The organism is Paenibacillus sp. FSL R7-0163, from assembly GCF_037969975.1.
Taxonomy (GTDB): Bacteria; Bacillota; Bacilli; order Paenibacillales; family Paenibacillaceae; genus Paenibacillus_AQ; species Paenibacillus_AQ odorifer.
In genome coordinates, this window is the sequence record NZ_CP150224.1 from 6,386,093 (window position 1) to 6,403,072 (window position 16,980).

Sequence of the window (16,980 nt, forward strand, 5' to 3'; positions counted from 1 at the left end):
TTAGGAAAAGAGGTTGATTGAGTTATGTTGACATTTACGGGCTACAATGTGGAGAATGTAAAAGATCCTTTCGGTATACTAACCGGTAAACGGTATGAATTTGTCGTTCAACTGGACGTTCCAGAGGATGATGAGCTGTATGTAGAGAACGGAGTATCCGCTAGAGCGATTATTAAGGTGGATGAAGATCAAGTCAGCATCGTAAGTTATGATCTACAGGAGACAACTTCAGGTCAACTGCTCGATTTCGATATGGAAGAGGACGAGGAAGAAGCGTTACTCCTTTTTTGTAAAGAGCATTTGCCAGAATAATTAAGCAGCATTGACCTCCTTGCCCAATGTTCAATTGTGGCAGGGATTTTTTTAAAATATAAGCATTTATATGTTCAAGCTGTAAATTATCTAAATAGGAGTTGTATACATGTCTAATGAAGAAGTGTTCTTGACCAAAGAAGGGTTGGCTCAATTAGAGGAAGAGCTGAAGGAATTGAAAGGCGCAGGGCGTAAGGAATTGGCCGCACGGCTTAAATTGGCGATCAGCTATGGAGACTTGAAGGAAAATAGTGAGTACCATTCGGCTAAGGACGATCAATCGTTCATGGAGACTCGTATTATGATTCTGGAGAAAATGTTGACCAAAGCCAAGATCGTGGATGAGAGCCAAATGGATCTGTCAAAGGTTAGTATGGGTTGTATTGTTATTCTGAATGACATCGAATATTCGGAGAAGATCGAATATAGAATTGTTGGAGCTGCTGAGGCAGATGTTCTTAATAACAAGATTTCCTATGAAAGCCCGCTAGGCAAGGAATTGCTGGGTAAAAAGGTCGGCGATATTGTTAGTGTAAATGCACCGATGGGCATCATTAAATATGAGTTGCTTGAGATCAAAATGATGTAACAATATACCGAAAAGCTCTCAACCCTTTGTAAGGGTTGAGAGCTTTTTTGTTGGCATGATAGGTTTTGGCTATGAGGTATATTGATTTCATATCTTAGACGTTCTGCGCTGTTACGCTTATAGTTTGAAGTAACCTACAGCAGAGGAGTTCTATTCATGATCCAAAGTGTGTTATCGACGTTATACCAAGTCATCGTGCCTTTGTCCATTCCTGTGATCGTGGGTGCGCTACTTGGGCGGTTTAAGAATCTGGATACGAAGCCGTTATTGACACTTTATCTATACTTTTTAACGCCGGCAATTATTTTAAATACATTGGCTACTGCCGAGATTTCCATGGATGATATTTATAAGACGCTCGCCTTTTCGCTTCTGAATCTAATCTTCTTATGGGCGATTGCGAATATAGTGGGCAAATTATTGAAGCTAGATCCATCCGAAGTATCCGGTCTGACCTTGATTTCAACGTTTACGAATAGTGTGAATTATGGACTTCCGCTGGTGCTGCTAGCTTTCGGACAGCTTGGTCTCGATAAGGCCTCTGTATATGTGATCGGACAGATGATTATCGTGAATACGATAGGCGTTTATTTTGCAGCAAGATCTCAGTTCTCGGTAAAAAATGCAGTGAAATCGGTCTTTTCGCTTCCTGCCATTTACGCAGCTCTGTTGGCCCTTCTTCTCCGCATCTTTGGCCTGCATTTGCCTACAGAGGTGGCTACAGGGGTTGCCTTGGTAGCTGGAGGATATTCGCCGGTGGTACTGGCGATCCTTGGCGCACAGATGGTTAAAGTGAGAACCATGCCATCCGCACGCAAGGGCCAGTCTACTTTTTGGACAGGGATGTCGATTCGATTAATCTTAGCGCCGCTAGTGGCTTACCTCGGATTATCGATCCTGCAAATTACCGGGACCTTGTTCTCTGTGCTGCTGATTTTGGCTTCTATGCCAGTTGCCGTCAACGCCGTAGTGTTAGCCGAGCGCTTTAATGCCTCACCGGAGCTGGTATCCAAATGTATTTTGTGGACGACGCTTGCTTCGTTTCTCGTGTTGCCGGTGCTTATAGTGTTAGTGCAAGGTGCGTAAGCCCTTAGAAATCAAAATGATCTGGGTCTGGACCTACCCGTTGATCTTGGTTGAGAGAGTTAATTAGAGTCATATCCTCGTCAGATAAATTGAAATCAAACACGTCTACATTTTCGATGATCCGGTGTTCTTTAGTAGACTTAGGAATAGTGATAATCCCACGTTGCAGGTCCCAACGGACAATAACTTGAGCGACGGATTTGTCATGTTTGGCGGCAATTTGTTTCAGTACAGGCTGATCGAACAATTGACCTTGCATTAATGGAGACCAAGCTTCTAATTGGATTCCTTGCTCTTTGCAGAAGTCTAGCAGCTCTTGCTGATTCAAATAAGGATGTAATTCAACTTGATTGACCATAGGCTTAATCTCAGCATCCTTCAGTACATCTTCAAGATGGTGAATCTGGAAGTTGCTGACCCCAATGGCTTTTACCCGGCCCTCTTTATACAACGTTTCAAGCGCTCTCCAAGACTCTTTATATTTTCCTTTTACAGGCCAGTGGATAAGGTACAAATCCAGGTATTCAAGTCCGAGTTTAGCTAAGCTAGTCTCGTAGGCGGCGATGGTCTCTTCGTAGCCCATATCTGCGGTCCAGACCTTTGAGGTTACGAAAAGCTCTTCTCTGGACAAGTTGTTCTCTTGTAGAGCCTCTTGGATGGCTTGTCCCACGCCTGTTTCATTCTCATAAATTGCGGCAGTGTCAATGCTGCGGTAACCGTGTTTAATAGCGGACTTGATCGCTTGTATCAGTTCTGCGCCTTCTTCTACTTTAAATACGCCAAGCCCTAGCCAAGGCATATTTACACCGTTGTGTAATGTAGTTGTATCCTGTAGATGTTGAGCCATAATAAAGTAACCTCCTAAGATATTTAAAAGTTTGTTTGGGTTGTTAATGGACTGCTGTTTAAGCAGCTTTAGTCTGGAGAGGAGCCTCATCTTTCTTCTCCAGAGCACGGCTCCATGCGGTCAGTAATACTGCGGACAGAACCATGATTGCACCTACCCAAGTGGTATGAATCAGTCCCATATGATCTGTGACGATGCCGCCAAGGTACGCACCAATGGCAATACCAGCGTTAAAAGCAGCAATATTTAATGCAGAAGCTACATCTCGTGCACTTGGCGCATATCGATCTGCAAGCGTAACAACATGTACTTGCAAGCCGGGCACGTTCATGAAAGCTAACAGTCCCATAAAGAAGATCGTAATCAGTGCGGCAACCTTATAAGGTGCGGTAAAAGCTAAGACAAATAAGACGACAGCTTGGACTGCAAACATATAGAATAGAGCATTCATCGGTTTGCGGTTGGCGGCTTTACCTCCAATCACGTTCCCGATGGCAATCGCAATGCCGTATACAAGCAAGATTACGGCGACTGTATTCTCTTTGAAGCCGCTGATCTCATGCAGAAGGGGCGATAAATAAGTAAAGACTACAAATGTGCCCCCATAGCCCAAAGCTGTAATCGCGAAGGCAAGCAGTAAACGCCCATTGGTGACCAGCTTAACTTGCTCACGAAGGGGTGTGTGGGTACCTTTGCGCAGCCCGGATGAAGGAACAAGGATCAGATTGCCGATGAGTGCTATAAGCCCGATAGCAATAATAGCAACAAATGCAGCACGCCAGCCGAGTTGTTGGCCAAGGAACGTACCTAGCGGAACGCCAGTAACAGTAGCTACTGTAAGTCCTGTGAACATGATGGCAATGGCACTGGCCTTACGATCCTCAGGCACGAGGTCGGCGGCAATGGTCGAAGCAATCGACATGAACAAGCCATGGGCCAGTGCGGAAATTACTCTCGCGATTAACAGCAATGTAATCCCGTCCGCAGCCGCCGCAAGACTATTGCCGATAATAAAGACGATCATAATGCTTAGCAGTAAGGTTTTGCGCGATATCGACGTGGTTAGCGACGTTAAGATGGGTGCGCCAAAAGTTACTCCTAAAGCGTATAAAGTAACGGTCAACCCGGCTGTGGTTACCGGTATATGCAGATCCGTGGCGATTAGAGGCAGCAGCCCCACACTGATAAACTCAGTGGTACCAATGGCAAAGGCACTAATGGCTAGAGCTAAGAGCGCCAAGGTGCTTCTTTTTTTATCTAAGGACATTTCTTTCACTCCTACGCTGTGTTAATCACCGGCCGGTAAGTGCTATTATGAAGAGATCTGTCCATTTAGTATAGTACGTACTTTAAAGTGCTATAGGTACTAAAAAGTACCTATAGCGCAACTCGCCAAACCGCAAAAAGCATGGGCACCCTGATCTCGTCAGGTTTGCCCATGCTTTTTTGCTATGCTTGTTATATAGTCCCAATAGGATTAACTAGACCGTTGTTTGAGGTGGCGCCGTTTAGTTGTGCCTTTGTTAGTGGCGTGCCCACCCGATCCTCCACCAACCGCCTGCTGCTGTCTTGTTCCTGGGCTTTCTATAGCGGAGTTTGTTCCACCGGTGCTGAACGTTCCGCCTCCGCTTGCTACCTGAGTTGCGGAGGCATTCTGGCTCCGTTTAGGCAGTTTAACCGTCTGGGTATTGATAACGACCACAACTTCTTTGCGATACGGATATAATAAAAGGGGCTTAGCTTTGCCGCGTTTGTTGCCCCCACTGCCTAGGTTAGTCGCATCACCGCCTGCGCCGACACTTTGTTGTTGGCGTGTATAGGGAGAAGCAATGGCGGCATTATTGCCGCTTGCGCTGCTGCGTCCTGCACCGCTTGCAATTTGTGTAGTGTTGGGGGCGTTCGTATATTGATTGTTGATGACAAAGACTAATCTGTCCACTCCGTGGAGTGGGGTCCTTGTAATTATGCGCCGTTTTCCTTTTTGAATAATGACAACGATCCGGTCTCTTTTATAGGCCACCCATATTCACTCTCCCATACTTTGACTTCATTAACATTAATGCAGATGGGGGGATTAAGTGATGAATACGGGCGGACCACCTCGAAAAACAATCATTTGCCTAAGTTGCTGCCTAATAATCGGTTTATTTATTCAAAGCTATATTTGATCCCCCATTGCTCCCGGACATTGCTCATAATGTCCATGACATCCAAGGAGAGGTCGAGGGTCTCTTTATGGCTTTTATCTGCAATATACCGCCGCATATCTTCAATCTCGTATTGTAAAGCCTTGGCTGTATCTCCAGCCTCAATCGTCTCTACTGTGCCATCCAAATACTGAATGGTGGCTTTGCTGGCCCGCGGGAAATTGTCTACGGTAATAAAGCCTAGTTCTCCTGCAACCACGCCCCGTTTAGGCATTTTAGAGCGCATTGTAAGGGAGATTACCGCCATTTCATCTGCAGCATTGTTAAGAATAATGCCGGATTGCTCGTCCACTCCTGTCTCGAATCGTTTTACCGTAGTAAGAATCTCATGGGGCTGTTTGGACAGGAAGAATCTTGTGAAGGACAACGCATACGTCCCAATATCCAGCAGGGCTCCGCCCGCCAGATCTTTGCTGAAGAAACGGTTGTTCACATCATATTCTTTATGGCTGCCAAAGGAGACCTGCACCATTTTGAGGCGCCCGATGATGCCATCCTCAATGAGCTGCCGCAGTTTTTTATACAGTGGCATATGGTAGATGGTCATAGCTTCGGCCACAACCAGATCCTTTTCAGCAGCAAGTAGGGTGACCTCTTGAAGTTGTTTGCTGTTCACTGTGATTGCTTTTTCGCAGAGAACATGTTTGTTATTCTGTAAGCTTTCAATGATGTATTCATAATGATTGCTATGTGGCGTAGAGATGTACACTACATCAATTGCGGGATCCTGCAGCATTTCACTGTAACTGCCATAAGCTTTCGTGGCTCCATATTGATTAGCGAATTGTTGTGCTTTCTCTAAGCTCCGCGATCCAACCGCATACAATGTTTCCCCCGTTTCATTCAGCGCAGCCGCAAATTCGGCAGCTATACTTCCCGGACCTACAATTGCCCACTTTAAGGGATTAATTTCCAGCACCTCACCTGTTTGGATTGTTTGTTTTTATTTAGAGATAACCTTGATTCCATCTGAACCATTCATCTCCATAAAAGTTTTGATATTAAGCACATTTGTGCAATATAATGATAAATGTGCAAAACAATCGTCTACAGTATAGCGGGGGGTTCTAAATCCGTCAAACTGTTGAATATAGCGGGGGCGTTGTAACATGGATCGAAAAGAAGATAAGAAGCTGCTCATTAAAATAGCACAAATGTATTATGAACAGAATTTAACGCAGAGTGAAATCTCTAGCAAACTTGGTATATATCGTACCACCATCAGCAGGATGCTAAAGAGGGTACGTGAAGAAGGTATCGTTACAATAACTATTAATTACGATACTGGCGATCATTTTACATTGGAGCAGGAGCTGAAGGAGCGGTTCGGGCTACGGGAAGCCATTGTTGTGGAGGTAGACCCTGCACAGTCCAGTACGATTAAACGCAAAGCTATAGGACAAGCCTGTGCGAGATGGCTCGAGCAAGTGCTTCAGCCGAAAGATACGATTGGGTTTTCTTGGGGAAGCAGCTTAGCTAGCGTTGTAGAAAGCCTAACACAAGCCCAGAGACCTTTTGTAACCTGTGTACCTACGGTTGGCGGCCCATCAGGAAAGATGGAGAGCGGGTACCATGTAAATAACATCTGCTATCAAGCTGCCCTAAAATGGGGTGCGCGCTCGTTAATGATTGATGTTCCAGCGATCACGGAGCAAAAGGAAACTAGAGATCAACTGATGAATTCACAGTATTATCAGACCATTGCCAAGGCGTGGGACCATCTGGATATCGCTGTGTTCGGCATCGGATCACCGGAAATGAAAGGGGAAGAGGCGTGGCGCGGATTTTATGGTGATGCAGTGATTGCTGAGCTGGAGAATGGAAAGGTTGCTGGTGATATCTGTTCACGATTCTATGATGGGAACGGGATTCCCGTGCATACCGGAATATCGGATCGAACGCTGACTATTGAGCTGGAGCAGATCAAGCAAGCTCGGTATTCGATTGGTGTAGCGGAGTCACTTGAGAAGGTTACAGGGATCCGTGGTGCGCTAAATGGCGGTTATATGAATGTACTTGTAACGACCCAAGAAACAGCGCAGAAGATATTGGAGTAACAACTACTAAATGTAAACAATTGAATTTCGTGAAAATAACCTGAAAATAACCTGAAAATGGCATGCAAATTGCTTAAAATTTTGCTTGTAAGCACCAGACAGAGCGTGTAAGATATACAAGGTATTCATATCGAATATTTATAAAAATATAAGTTTCACATTATACATTATCTTTATATTTGCTTATCAACTCATATAATCTTGGGAATATGGCCCATAAGTTTCTACCGGATAACCACTGTAATTATCCGACTATGAGTGAAATAGCGCATCTAGGGTTCCGCTTCCTGACTATGGAAGGACTGGACCGAGCGATGCGGACACTATGCAGTGTTACACCACTAAGGGACAAAAACCCAGAAGGACAAATTCACTTGAGAGAAACGACTCAAGGGATTTGTCCTTTTTTTGTTTTTAATTCAGAAGGAGAGATCAAGTTTACTATGAAGGTACTTCAAGAGCGCATCAGACAAGAGGGTCTTATTTTATCAGATACGGTACTAAAGGTAGATTCATTTCTGAATCATCAGGTGGATACGGAGCTTGCCTTACAAATTGGACAGGAGTTCAAGCGGTTGTTTGGACATTTGCCTATCACTAAGATCATCACTATTGAAGCAAGTGGCATTCAATTCGCCATGGCTACGGCCATCGCCTTAGGCGTACCGTTTGTATATGCGAAGAAAAAGAAAGCAGTGACCTTATCTGAAGCGGTCTATTCCGCGCCGGTACATTCTTTTACACGCAAAGAGGATTATATGGTTAGTGTCTCGCAAAAATATATCGGACCAAGCGATAAGGTGCTTATTGTAGATGACTTTTTGGCTACTGGTGCTGCTCTTGTTGGACTGGTTGATATCGTGCAAGAGGCTGGCGCTGAGCTCCTTGGCGTTGGTTGTGTGATTGAAAAATGCTTCCAAGAAGGCCGGAGTCTACTCGAGGATAGAGGGATAGAAGTCCATGCTTTAGCCCGGATCACATCTATGTCACCAGGTGAAATTCACTTCATTGATAATGAAAGTTCAAAAGAGCCAATCAAGGAGAGTGCGAGATGTTAAGCAAGAAAAAAGTATTTGCGTTAGGATTTCAGCATGTACTGGCGATGTATGCCGGAGCAGTTGTTGTTCCGCTGATCGTAGGGAACGCGCTGAACCTGAATGCCACCCAAATGGCCTATCTTATCGCAGCTGATTTGTTTACTTGCGGGTTAGCTACTTTGCTGCAGATTATGGGCACTAAGTATTTTGGCAGCAGGCTGCCGGTTATTCTTGGATGTACCTTTACGGCAGTAGGGCCGATTATCGCTATCGGCAGTGCCAACAATTTGGCAACGGTGTACGGAGCAATTATTTTATCTGGTCTATTCGTGGTACTGGCGGCCCCGCTTTACGGGAAGCTGCTGAGGTTCTTCCCAACGATAGTAACGGGCTCAGTCGTGACCATTATTGGGTTATCTCTTATTCCTGTAGCTATGAATAGCGTAGCTGGCGGAGAAGGCAGCGCTGATTTTGGGAATCCCCGCAATTTGTTGCTTGCACTGATCACGCTGCTGGTCATTTTAGCGGTTAGCCGTTTTACTACAGGATTTCTTCGCTCGGTCTCTGTCTTGATAGGTCTTTTAGTGGGTACAATTATTGCTTATGGAATGGGCATTGTTAGTTTCTCTACAGTAGGTGAAGCCTCTTGGGTAAGTGTTGCACAGCCTTTCTACTTCGGATGGCCTCAGTTCAATCTTACGGCTATTTTCACTATGATCATTGTTAATATTGTTAGTATGGTGGAGTCCACAGGTGTTTACTTTGCGATTGGTAAAGTAACGGATCAGAAAGTGGAACAAAAGCAGATCGTAAACGGGCTGCGTTCGGAAGGTTTGGCGATTATGCTGGGCGGGATCTTTAATGCATTTCCGTACACAGCATTTTCGCAAAATGTAGGATTGGTCTCGCTAACTCGGGTCAAAACTCGTAATGTTATTTTTGCAGCCGGCGGGATTATGGTTGTGCTTGGATTACTGCCTAAATTGGCGGCTCTGACAACGGTTATTCCCAATGCCGTACTGGGTGGAGCGATGATCGTGATGTTCGGATCGGTTGCTGTTTCCGGGATGTCGATTCTGTCAGAGGTAGATCTGCGTAAGGATGGTAATCTGCTGATTGCCGCTTGTAGTATCGCTGTTGGTTTGGGTTCGGCAACTGTACCTGCGATGTTCGATCAATTGCCTGAATTCGCCCGGATGCTGCTGCAAAACGGTATCGTATCCGGTTCCCTTACAGCGATTGTGCTGAATATCTTCCTCTCGAAGACAAAGGATAATGTTCTGGCAGAAGATCCTGCTGCCCCTGTTCTAACGAAAGAAACACAAGTCTCATAATACGTTTAATTCATGTTAAAAGACCAAGCTCTGGTGTGCTGAAACCTAAGCTTGGTCTTTTTCTCATGCTCAGTGCTTGTGCATATGCACAAAAAAATAGGTTGTCCCGTCAATATTATTGGGTTTGTAAGCGCAGTATACTCAGTTTAGAAAGCGTTATCAAATTACACACTGTATAGTGTCAAATTCTTATACTAGGGGGCAACTAGAGATGGAAGGCACAGTAATTAACTGGATGGGCGCAATTGCGGGATTGATTCTGGCCGTCGTATTGATTTTCAAAAAGGTTAACCCGGTCTACGCACTCTTTTTAGGCGCGATTGCTGGAGGAATATTAGGCGGGGCATCCATTGCAGAGACAGTACAATATATCATCGACGGAACGAATAGCGTTATGGGTGCAGTTGTACGTGTACTCGCGGCAGGTGTGCTGGCGGGGGTATTGATTGAATCTGGGGCAGCCGAACGAATGGCCGAGACCATAGTAGATAAGCTTGGTGAAAAGAAAGCCTTATTATCTATAGCGCTGGCTACTATGATAATTACAGCAGTGGGCGTATTCATCACAGTCGCTATCATTATTGTCGCTCCAATCGCTTTGTCCGTAGGTAAGAAGATCGGCATTTCCAAAACCGCTTTGCTGCTCGCACTGGTCGGTGGCGGTAAAGCCGGTAACATTATTTCACCGAACCCGAACACCATTGCCGTAGCTAAAGGCTTTGATGTAGATTTGGCTCAGGTCATGATTCATGGATTCATCCCAGCCGTTGCGGGTCTGATTGTCACTGTTATTATTGCTAATCTGTTAGTCAACAAAGGTGTAAAAATTGCAGAGGGCGACGTTGTAACTAAAGAGGAAGACAGCACTAAGGTTAAACCTAGCTTTGGCCGTGCTATCGTCGCTCCAGTTGTCGCTATTTTGCTTCTAGCCATTAACCCAATCGGAAATATTCTAAATATCGAATTGCTGAAATCATTTAAAGTCGATTCTATGATCATCTTGCCTCTTGCCGGCATTATTGGATTGATTGCTATGAAACAAACGAAGAACATCATTTCTTTTACAACCTCAGGGTTAAATAAAATGACAGGTACAGCCATTATCCTGATTGGTGCTGGTGCTATCGCTGGTATTATCTCGAAATCGGATCTGAGCGCTACTGTTGTAGATGCAATAACGGCTATGGGGATTTCCGGAACGTTCCTTGCTCCAATTGCAGGGATCCTGATGGCGGCTGCTACAGCATCAACCTCTACGGCTTCTATCGTGGCTGCCGGATCATTTGGTCCCGCTATTCTTTCGATGGGCACAGCGCCGCTAAATGCAGCAATTATGGTGCACACCGGGGCTACAGTTATTGACCATCTGCCACACGGTAACTTCTTCCACGTGACCGCAGATTCCGTTAAGATGAACATCAAGGACCGGATGTCACTGATTCCTTATGAAAGTCTCGTGGGTCTGACGATGGCTATCGTCGCCACTATATTATACGGCTTCATCCTATAATTTATATTTGCAACTAGAAGGGACGGATATTCTATGAATAAAGACTTTGTCATCGTATTGGCACCGGATTCTTTCAAGGAAAGCATGACAGCCAAAGAAGCTTGTGAAGCCATGGAAAAAGGCATTCATAAAGTAAATTCTAATATTACTTGTATTCATGTACCCATGGCAGATGGCGGCGAAGGAACGATGCAGTCCTTGGTCGATGCAACGGAAGGTACAGTATATATAACAAAAGTTAAAGGGCCACTGGGCAATGAAGTTAGCGCATCCTACGGAATCACAGGAGACGGGCTGACAGGGGTGCTGGAAATGGCTAGTGCGAGTGGCATTCAGCTGGTATCCCCTGAGACACGTAACCCATTGATTACGACCACCTACGGGACAGGACAGTTAATCAAAGCATGTCTGGATCGTGGGGTCAGCAAGCTGCTGATCGGTATCGGTGGCAGTGCCACCAATGACGGAGGCGCCGGGATGGTGCAGGCATTAGGCGGCAGGCTGCTGGATGCCGAAGGCAATGAGTTGTTATTTGGTGGTGGTGAGCTTGGCAGATTAGCCCGTGTTGATCTGAGTGGATTTGACCCTCGCCTGAAGGATGTACAGGTTGAAGTGGCCTGCGACGTTACGAATCCATTATGTGGTCCGACCGGGGCTTCCAATGTATTTGGTCCGCAAAAAGGGGCTACTTCAGATATGATCAAACAGCTGGACAGTAATCTGCATCATTATGCGAGTGTCATCAAAGAGCAATTGGGTTTCGATATTATAGATATGCCTGGAGCTGGTGCAGCGGGTGGACTTGGGGCAGGACTGGTAGTGTTCTTAAACGGAATATTAAAAAAGGGCATTGAGCTTGTGATCGACTATACTGGACTTGAAGAAAAGGTGCAGCAGGCGGACATGGTGTGGACCGGGGAAGGAAGCATCGATTTCCAGACCCAATATGGCAAGACCCCGCTTGGCGTTGCTGAGGTAGCTAAGAAATATAATAAACCCGTACTGGCCTTCGCGGGACGGATCGGCGATCAGACGGAAGTGCTGTATGATAAAGGGATCGATGCTATTTTTGGCATTATGCCAGGCGCAGCTTCATTGGAGGATGCTTTGAATAAAGGGCAAGAGAACCTGGAAAGAACGGCTGAGAATGTAGCTAGGTTAGCCATGCTGAACCAAGGAGGCTGATTGAATTATAGAAGGTGATAGAGGGGCTGACTGAACGGAGTCAGCCCCTTTTTTCTTTTTTAAGGTAGAAGCTTTCTGAGTAGAATATAAAGGAACAGGAGGTACAGTCATGAAGATATCGAAATCACTCGCAGGACAAATAGCACAAGAAATGATGAGCGTAGTTCCTTATAACATTAATGTTATGGATGAGAGCGGCTTTATTGTAGGGAGCGGAGATCTGAAACGGGTCGGAACTTTACATGAGGGAGCGAGAATAGCCATTCAAAGTGGGCAGGTCTTTGAAGTGTACGAGGATGGCAGCGGCATGAAGCCGGGGGTGAATGAACCCATTATTATAGATCATAAAGTTTTGGGTGTGGTAGGTATTACGGGACATCCAGATGAGGTTAGGCCGTTTAGTAAGCTGGTCAGAGTCACTACTATATTACTTATTGAGCAGGAAGCAAGGAACAAGCTGGAACAGGATGAGCGAGTAAAACGTGTGAAATTTTATCATGAATTGTCTTATCGTAAAGAAGCATATGATCTTGAGTTTCTGGAACGGGCGGGCAGCTATGGGCTTGACCTTAAGAAAAAATGCTGGGCGATCCTTGTGGAAGGCGATGTGAACGGAAAAGAATTCAAAAATGTATTTAGGTCTTATCCACATTATTGGAATTTGGAGAATGATAAGGCGGTTTTTTTCATAACGGATGCTTTTCTTTATAAAGAGCTTATAGGAAAACTAAATTCATGTACGAATGTGGGGCGAATAGGTTCTGGCGAAGCGGCGGAGTTAGCTGCTTATTCACTTGAACAGGCCCAGGCGGCGATTAGTGTTGGCAGCAGAGTCGACCCGCTCAAGAAACTGTACACTTATGAGGAACTAAAATTCTTGATTCATCTCTCTTATGACGGTGCTGAACGGCCCGGAACGATTTATGCTCTGCTGGATCAGTCGGGCGATAAGACAGGCCTGATTGAAACGCTGCAAGTATTTATTGCTGAGAATGGGGACCATAATCGTACTGTACAGAAGCTGAATATTCACCGAAATACACTGAACTACCGGCTTAATCGCATTCATACATTGACGGGCAAAAATCCACGCAACTACATGGAGTTGTTTGAATTGTTGTGCGGATTGATGTGGCGGAAGTAATTTAAATCCCCCTATTCCAATTGCCATCCTGATTTTATAGGCATAAACTTAGATAAGCTTGTATAGATAAATTAGGACAGGGATGGATAGGAATGAATGAGAAAGTAGTAATGAATGATAAAGTAGTCATGCCATTATGGACCATGTGCCTTTTTATCGTAGTGATGAACACAACGATGTTTAATGTATCACTTCCAACCATTATTCAGGATCTCCAAATTTCTGCTGATCTAGGTTCATGGGTAATTTCGAGCTATTCGATTGGATATGCTTTATCGACGGTTATTTATAGCCGCTTATCAGACGTATTGCCGATTCGGAGACTTTTGACCGTTGGCTTAATTACTCTTGGGTTAGCCTCAGTGTTTGGATTATTTGCGCATGACTTTAATACATTATTGATAACGAGAATAGTACAATCTGCCGGCGCGGGTGCGATGGCTGGATTGGGTCTCGTACTGGCCAGCCGTTATGTGCCTATTGAAAGACGTGGTGCGGCTATCGCCATGATCTCCGCAGGGAGTGCAATGGCCTTTGGGTTGGGCCCTATTTTCGGTGGCGTCATCAGTCAGTATTTTGGCTGGAATGGGTTATTCGGAATTACTTGCCTTGTGCTTGTTGTATTGCCAGTGCTGCTGCGGTTATTACCTAAGGAACAGCCTCAGCCTGCAGGCTTTGATGTTATTGGGGCGGCGTTGACCGTTGTAAATGCGGCAAGTCTGCTGGTAGCCGTAACTACCCAATCTCTGGTATGGTTAGCAGTGGGCATAGTATCTATTATCGTGCACGCTTGGTATTTGAAGAAGGCGAAGGAATCCTTTATTAACCCGCAGTTGCTAAAAATGCCGGGATACTTGAAGCTAGTTACCATAGGCTTTTGTATTCTGGTGCTGAACTTGGGGAATTTGTTCCTGATGCCGCTTGTGCTCGCTAATCTATTTGGTAAATCGGCGTTGATGATTGGTTTGTTTATCGCACCTGGTGCGTTATTATCCGCATTTCTTACCCGTTTTGTTGGACGTTTTATTGACCGGTATGGCAACTTGCGCTTCTTAATCATAGGACATTGTATCCTTGCCGCTGTTATGGCTGCATTTGCGCTGAACCTTTCTGTATCTCCTGTAGTTCTTCTGCTTGGTTATCTTTGCTTCTCTCCTGCCTTCTCGGCGACAATGGCATCCTTAAATAATGAAGCTTCTCGGGTTCTTCCGCGAACTTGGATTGGTTCAGGTATGGGGCTTTTACAACTGATTCAGTTCTTTGGAGGTTCTGTATCTGTTGCGGTCTGTGGGCTGTTGCTGCATGCTCAGCGTGATCTTGCGCCGGCAAAAGCATATGAGCATGTATACGGACTGTTGCTCCTTGTCAGCTTGTGTTCGTTAGGAGTTCTCCTTTTATATAGACGTTCTCATTCCAAAAGTAATACTGGGCAATCTATACAAGCTTAGAACTGAAACGAAAAGGTGATAAAAACGTATCAGATGCTATAGCAGATATAAGGAAGGAATGGTAATAATGGATAACGGGATGAGTGTAGTTTTAATCGAAAAAATGCCAGAAGGTGATCTACGAGTGATTGAAGAGCGTACGTGGAGCATGAATATGATAACTGCACTTGAACATGTCAATTATATAGTGGTGGGCAGTAAGGAATATGAAGCGGTTGAAGGACGGCTGAATGTGGATGAAGGCAAGCTGGAGCTTTTGCTTGTTCCGATGCACACTGAGGGATAGAAGATCATCAGGGAAGGAGAACCTTACGATGGCTAAAGAAGAAAGGGATAAGGAATTGCCTGCATCAAAATTATTTACCGCTGATGGCAAACCCATCCGTGTATTATCAACATCGCTAGGCATAGCCTTATTAGCGAATGCTATGTTTATTCCTGGCGGAGCGGGGGCTAGCGCGAATACTTCTGCGGGCGAACCACAGCTAGTCTCTTGGTCTAATGAAGAGGTTAAAGCTTATTTTGATAAAAATGTGGATTGGAATATTCCCTACCCCGAAGAAGGTACGAAAGAGGTAGAGGAGCAAGGCCAAGGCGTAGTAACTTCAAACGGAACAACGGTAGTGAATAACTATGGCGGTTATCATTCAGGTTTTGGCTGGACGGATTTGCTTCTGTATCACATGTTGTTTAACAGTGGTGCCAATTACTCTTCCAGAGGATGGGCTAAGGACCGTCCTACCTATTATGGAGGCACGAGAACCACTTATAAACCACCTACTTATAGCAGCGAAAAGTTTCAGAATAAAAAGGTGCCCGGTTCTGTAGTGAAACCTAAAACCTCAACCTCATCCACGGGTTCCATCACGAGAAGGGGTTCCTCTTCGAAGACCGGAATCGGGGGCACTTCCAGTGGCTTAAACTCTTCGAAGAACTCTAAATCAAGCTCAGGCTCGAAATCTTCATCGAGATCAGGTTCAAGCAAGAGTGGTTTCGGCGGATGAGTGATCAGCAGAGCGTGTTTGAGATCCTGGATTTGTCTGATCTGGAGCGGGGCCCACGGGTACAAGCGCTGTATGAGCTTGGGTTCACTTGGGCAGATCTAGAGGAAGAAGAGTATTGGATGGATGCAATAGCTGTGATGCGCAGCGACATTTACAAGGAGCTTGAGGAAGCCTCCGCAAAGCTTTGGGATATCCTCGATAAGGCGGTTCGGTATATACATCTAAAACGCGATTTGTATGAGCTACTGGGCATTCCCCCTGTTCTTTGGGAGATGCTTGATGGGTCTCCTATTCCGGAAGAAGGCTTAATCAGCCGGTATGCAAGGTTCGATTTTGCGATAGCTCATGATGGAACCATCAAGCTTCTGGAACTGAATGCCGATACACCTACAGGTTATGTGGAGGCTTCCATAGCAACACCTTGGATCTGTGAACAGGCGGGTGTGGCTAGTCCAAATCATGCGATGAAGGAACAACTTGCCGCAGCATGGCAGATAGAACGTCCAGATACCGCAGCTTGTGTTGCTTATGGTTCCCATCTTGAAGATTCAGGTACGATTGAAGCCTTGGTCAGACATAGCGGACTTACTATTCAGTGTGTGGATTGCCTCGACCTGTGGGTCGATGAGGGCATTTTGAAGGATGGGGAGGACCGGGTGATACAGCGGATGTTTGCTCTATATCCTAAAGAGTGGATGGCCGTCGATGAAGGTGGAGATGCACTTGCCTATGCCGTTGAGCAGGGAAATCTTCAGCTTTTTAATGGACCTCACAGTATCCTGTTGCAGTCTAAGGGATTGATTGCAGCTGTGTGGGGAATGTATGAGCTTGGCTTATTATTTGACAATGAAGAGCGTGAGGCGATCTCACGTTATATTTTGCCGACTTATAATAAGCCTGTGTTCTCTGGCAGCTTTGTGTCCAAATCTGTATTTGGCCGCGAAGGCGGTTCTGTACGTCTCTTTGACGATAGTGGAACTCTGGAAATTGAGGACGAAGAGGGTTATGATAGCAGTCAGCTTTTTCCCTCTGTATATCAAAAAAGAGCTGAACTAGCCCGAATACACACCGCCGAAGGTGAATTCCACCTACTGACAGGCATGTTCGTCATTAATGGGAAACCGTGTGGGCTGCTCGGCCGGGCTGGCGGACTGATTACGGGCAATGCCAGTCATTTTATCGCGTTGGGAGTGAGATAGTTGGATAAAAGTAAGGCTATA

General features: G+C 45.4%; 17 protein-coding genes and 1 riboswitch. Of the genes, 13 read left to right on the forward strand and 4 right to left on the reverse strand.

What is annotated here, in order from left to right; translation table 11 throughout:
• The first annotated feature begins 24 nt into the window (after positions 1-24).
• The 3 genes from NST45_RS28065 to NST45_RS28075 all read left to right on the forward strand — a co-directional run bounded on the left by NST45_RS28065 (position 25) and on the right by NST45_RS28075 (position 1,987).
• Positions 25-312, forward strand: a complete 288-nt coding sequence (locus NST45_RS28065; RefSeq protein WP_036682221.1) for a DUF6509 family protein — start codon at positions 25-27, stop codon at positions 310-312.
• A 109-nt stretch (positions 313-421) separates the two neighbouring features.
• Entirely contained in the window at positions 422-901 is a 480-nt protein-coding gene (gene greA / locus NST45_RS28070; RefSeq protein ID WP_036682220.1) for a transcription elongation factor GreA, read from the forward strand.
• Between the two features lie 156 nt (positions 902-1,057).
• Positions 1,058-1,987, forward strand: a complete 930-nt coding sequence (locus NST45_RS28075) for an AEC family transporter (RefSeq protein WP_339824323.1) — start codon at positions 1,058-1,060, stop codon at positions 1,985-1,987.
• 4 nt (positions 1,988-1,991) lie between these two features.
• Here the strand turns inward: NST45_RS28075 and NST45_RS28080 are convergent, their stop codons facing one another.
• The 4 genes from NST45_RS28080 to NST45_RS28095 all read right to left on the reverse strand — a co-directional run bounded on the left by NST45_RS28080 (position 1,992) and on the right by NST45_RS28095 (position 5,951).
• Positions 1,992-2,834, reverse strand: a complete 843-nt coding sequence (locus NST45_RS28080) for an aldo/keto reductase (protein ID WP_339824325.1) — start codon at positions 2,832-2,834, stop codon at positions 1,992-1,994.
• Between the two features lie 58 nt (positions 2,835-2,892).
• Positions 2,893-4,101 (reverse strand): MFS transporter, encoded by a 1,209-nt coding sequence (locus tag NST45_RS28085; protein WP_076105088.1) that lies wholly within the window; start codon positions 4,099-4,101, stop codon positions 2,893-2,895.
• 210 nt (positions 4,102-4,311) lie between these two features.
• Positions 4,312-4,824, reverse strand: a complete 513-nt coding sequence (locus NST45_RS28090) for a hypothetical protein (RefSeq protein ID WP_232061560.1) — start codon at positions 4,822-4,824, stop codon at positions 4,312-4,314.
• A gap of 158 nt (positions 4,825-4,982) precedes the next feature.
• The gene (locus tag NST45_RS28095; RefSeq protein ID WP_038573781.1) at positions 4,983-5,951 is read right to left on the reverse strand and encodes a Gfo/Idh/MocA family oxidoreductase; all 969 of its coding nucleotides are present in this window, start codon (positions 5,949-5,951) and stop codon (positions 4,983-4,985) included.
• Positions 5,952-6,150: 199 nt separating this feature from the next.
• Between NST45_RS28095 and NST45_RS28100 the strand changes: the two genes are divergently transcribed.
• The 10 genes from NST45_RS28100 to NST45_RS28145 all read left to right on the forward strand — a co-directional run bounded on the left by NST45_RS28100 (position 6,151) and on the right by NST45_RS28145 (position 16,959).
• Entirely contained in the window at positions 6,151-7,098 is a 948-nt protein-coding gene (locus NST45_RS28100; protein ID WP_339824327.1) for a sugar-binding transcriptional regulator, read from the forward strand.
• Positions 7,099-7,269: 171 nt separating this feature from the next.
• A riboswitch (purine riboswitch) is annotated at positions 7,270-7,373 on the forward strand.
• Positions 7,374-7,541: 168 nt separating this feature from the next.
• Positions 7,542-8,156, forward strand: coding sequence for a xanthine phosphoribosyltransferase (locus tag NST45_RS28105; protein WP_036682464.1), 615 nt, complete (start codon positions 7,542-7,544; stop codon positions 8,154-8,156).
• Positions 8,150-9,469, forward strand: a complete 1,320-nt coding sequence (locus tag NST45_RS28110) for a nucleobase:cation symporter-2 family protein (protein ID WP_339824329.1) — start codon at positions 8,150-8,152, stop codon at positions 9,467-9,469. The genes NST45_RS28105 and NST45_RS28110 overlap by 7 nt, the downstream gene beginning before the upstream one ends.
• A gap of 211 nt (positions 9,470-9,680) precedes the next feature.
• Entirely contained in the window at positions 9,681-10,979 is a 1,299-nt protein-coding gene (locus NST45_RS28115; protein WP_038573777.1) for an SLC13 family permease, read from the forward strand.
• A 33-nt stretch (positions 10,980-11,012) separates the two neighbouring features.
• On the forward strand, positions 11,013-12,164 hold the full coding sequence (locus NST45_RS28120; RefSeq protein ID WP_339824331.1) for a glycerate kinase: 1,152 nt from the start codon (positions 11,013-11,015) through the stop codon (positions 12,162-12,164).
• 109 nt (positions 12,165-12,273) lie between these two features.
• Positions 12,274-13,308 (forward strand): sugar diacid recognition domain-containing protein, encoded by a 1,035-nt coding sequence (locus NST45_RS28125; protein WP_076105081.1) that lies wholly within the window; start codon positions 12,274-12,276, stop codon positions 13,306-13,308.
• Between the two features lie 92 nt (positions 13,309-13,400).
• The gene (locus NST45_RS28130) at positions 13,401-14,756 is read left to right on the forward strand and encodes an MFS transporter (RefSeq protein WP_256715491.1); all 1,356 of its coding nucleotides are present in this window, start codon (positions 13,401-13,403) and stop codon (positions 14,754-14,756) included.
• Between the two features lie 67 nt (positions 14,757-14,823).
• Positions 14,824-15,042: a hypothetical protein gene (locus NST45_RS28135; RefSeq protein ID WP_036682196.1), complete on the forward strand. Its 219-nt coding sequence runs from the start codon at positions 14,824-14,826 to the stop codon at positions 15,040-15,042.
• A gap of 28 nt (positions 15,043-15,070) precedes the next feature.
• Positions 15,071-15,760, forward strand: a complete 690-nt coding sequence (locus NST45_RS28140; RefSeq protein ID WP_036682194.1) for a hypothetical protein — start codon at positions 15,071-15,073, stop codon at positions 15,758-15,760.
• Positions 15,757-16,959 carry a glutathionylspermidine synthase family protein gene (locus NST45_RS28145; protein WP_339824333.1) on the forward strand — a complete coding sequence of 401 codons (1,203 nt, stop codon included), beginning with the start codon at positions 15,757-15,759 and terminating at the stop codon, positions 16,957-16,959. The genes NST45_RS28140 and NST45_RS28145 overlap by 4 nt, the downstream gene beginning before the upstream one ends.
• Positions 16,960-16,980 lie beyond the last annotated feature (21 nt).

Excerpts from the sequence above, each read along its gene's own strand:
- NST45_RS28065 (WP_036682221.1), top strand. The coding sequence starts at position 25 with ATGTTGACATTTACGGGCTACAATGTGGAGAATGTAAAAGATCCTTTC.
- greA (WP_036682220.1), top strand. The coding sequence starts at position 422 with ATGTCTAATGAAGAAGTGTTCTTGACCAAAGAAGGGTTGGCTCAATTA.
- NST45_RS28075 (WP_339824323.1), top strand. The coding sequence starts at position 1,058 with ATGATCCAAAGTGTGTTATCGACGTTATACCAAGTCATCGTGCCTTTG.
- NST45_RS28080 (WP_339824325.1), bottom strand. The coding sequence starts at position 2,834 with ATGGCTCAACATCTACAGGATACAACTACATTACACAACGGTGTAAAT.
- NST45_RS28085 (WP_076105088.1), bottom strand. The coding sequence starts at position 4,101 with ATGTCCTTAGATAAAAAAAGAAGCACCTTGGCGCTCTTAGCTCTAGCC.
- NST45_RS28100 (WP_339824327.1), top strand. The coding sequence starts at position 6,151 with ATGGATCGAAAAGAAGATAAGAAGCTGCTCATTAAAATAGCACAAATG.
- NST45_RS28105 (WP_036682464.1), top strand. The coding sequence starts at position 7,542 with ATGAAGGTACTTCAAGAGCGCATCAGACAAGAGGGTCTTATTTTATCA.
- NST45_RS28110 (WP_339824329.1), top strand. The coding sequence starts at position 8,150 with ATGTTAAGCAAGAAAAAAGTATTTGCGTTAGGATTTCAGCATGTACTG.
- NST45_RS28115 (WP_038573777.1), top strand. The coding sequence starts at position 9,681 with ATGGAAGGCACAGTAATTAACTGGATGGGCGCAATTGCGGGATTGATT.
- NST45_RS28120 (WP_339824331.1), top strand. The coding sequence starts at position 11,013 with ATGAATAAAGACTTTGTCATCGTATTGGCACCGGATTCTTTCAAGGAA.
- NST45_RS28125 (WP_076105081.1), top strand. The coding sequence starts at position 12,274 with ATGAAGATATCGAAATCACTCGCAGGACAAATAGCACAAGAAATGATG.
- NST45_RS28130 (WP_256715491.1), top strand. The coding sequence starts at position 13,401 with ATGAATGAGAAAGTAGTAATGAATGATAAAGTAGTCATGCCATTATGG.
- NST45_RS28135 (WP_036682196.1), top strand. The coding sequence starts at position 14,824 with ATGGATAACGGGATGAGTGTAGTTTTAATCGAAAAAATGCCAGAAGGT.
- NST45_RS28140 (WP_036682194.1), top strand. The coding sequence starts at position 15,071 with ATGGCTAAAGAAGAAAGGGATAAGGAATTGCCTGCATCAAAATTATTT.
- NST45_RS28145 (WP_339824333.1), top strand. The coding sequence starts at position 15,757 with ATGAGTGATCAGCAGAGCGTGTTTGAGATCCTGGATTTGTCTGATCTG.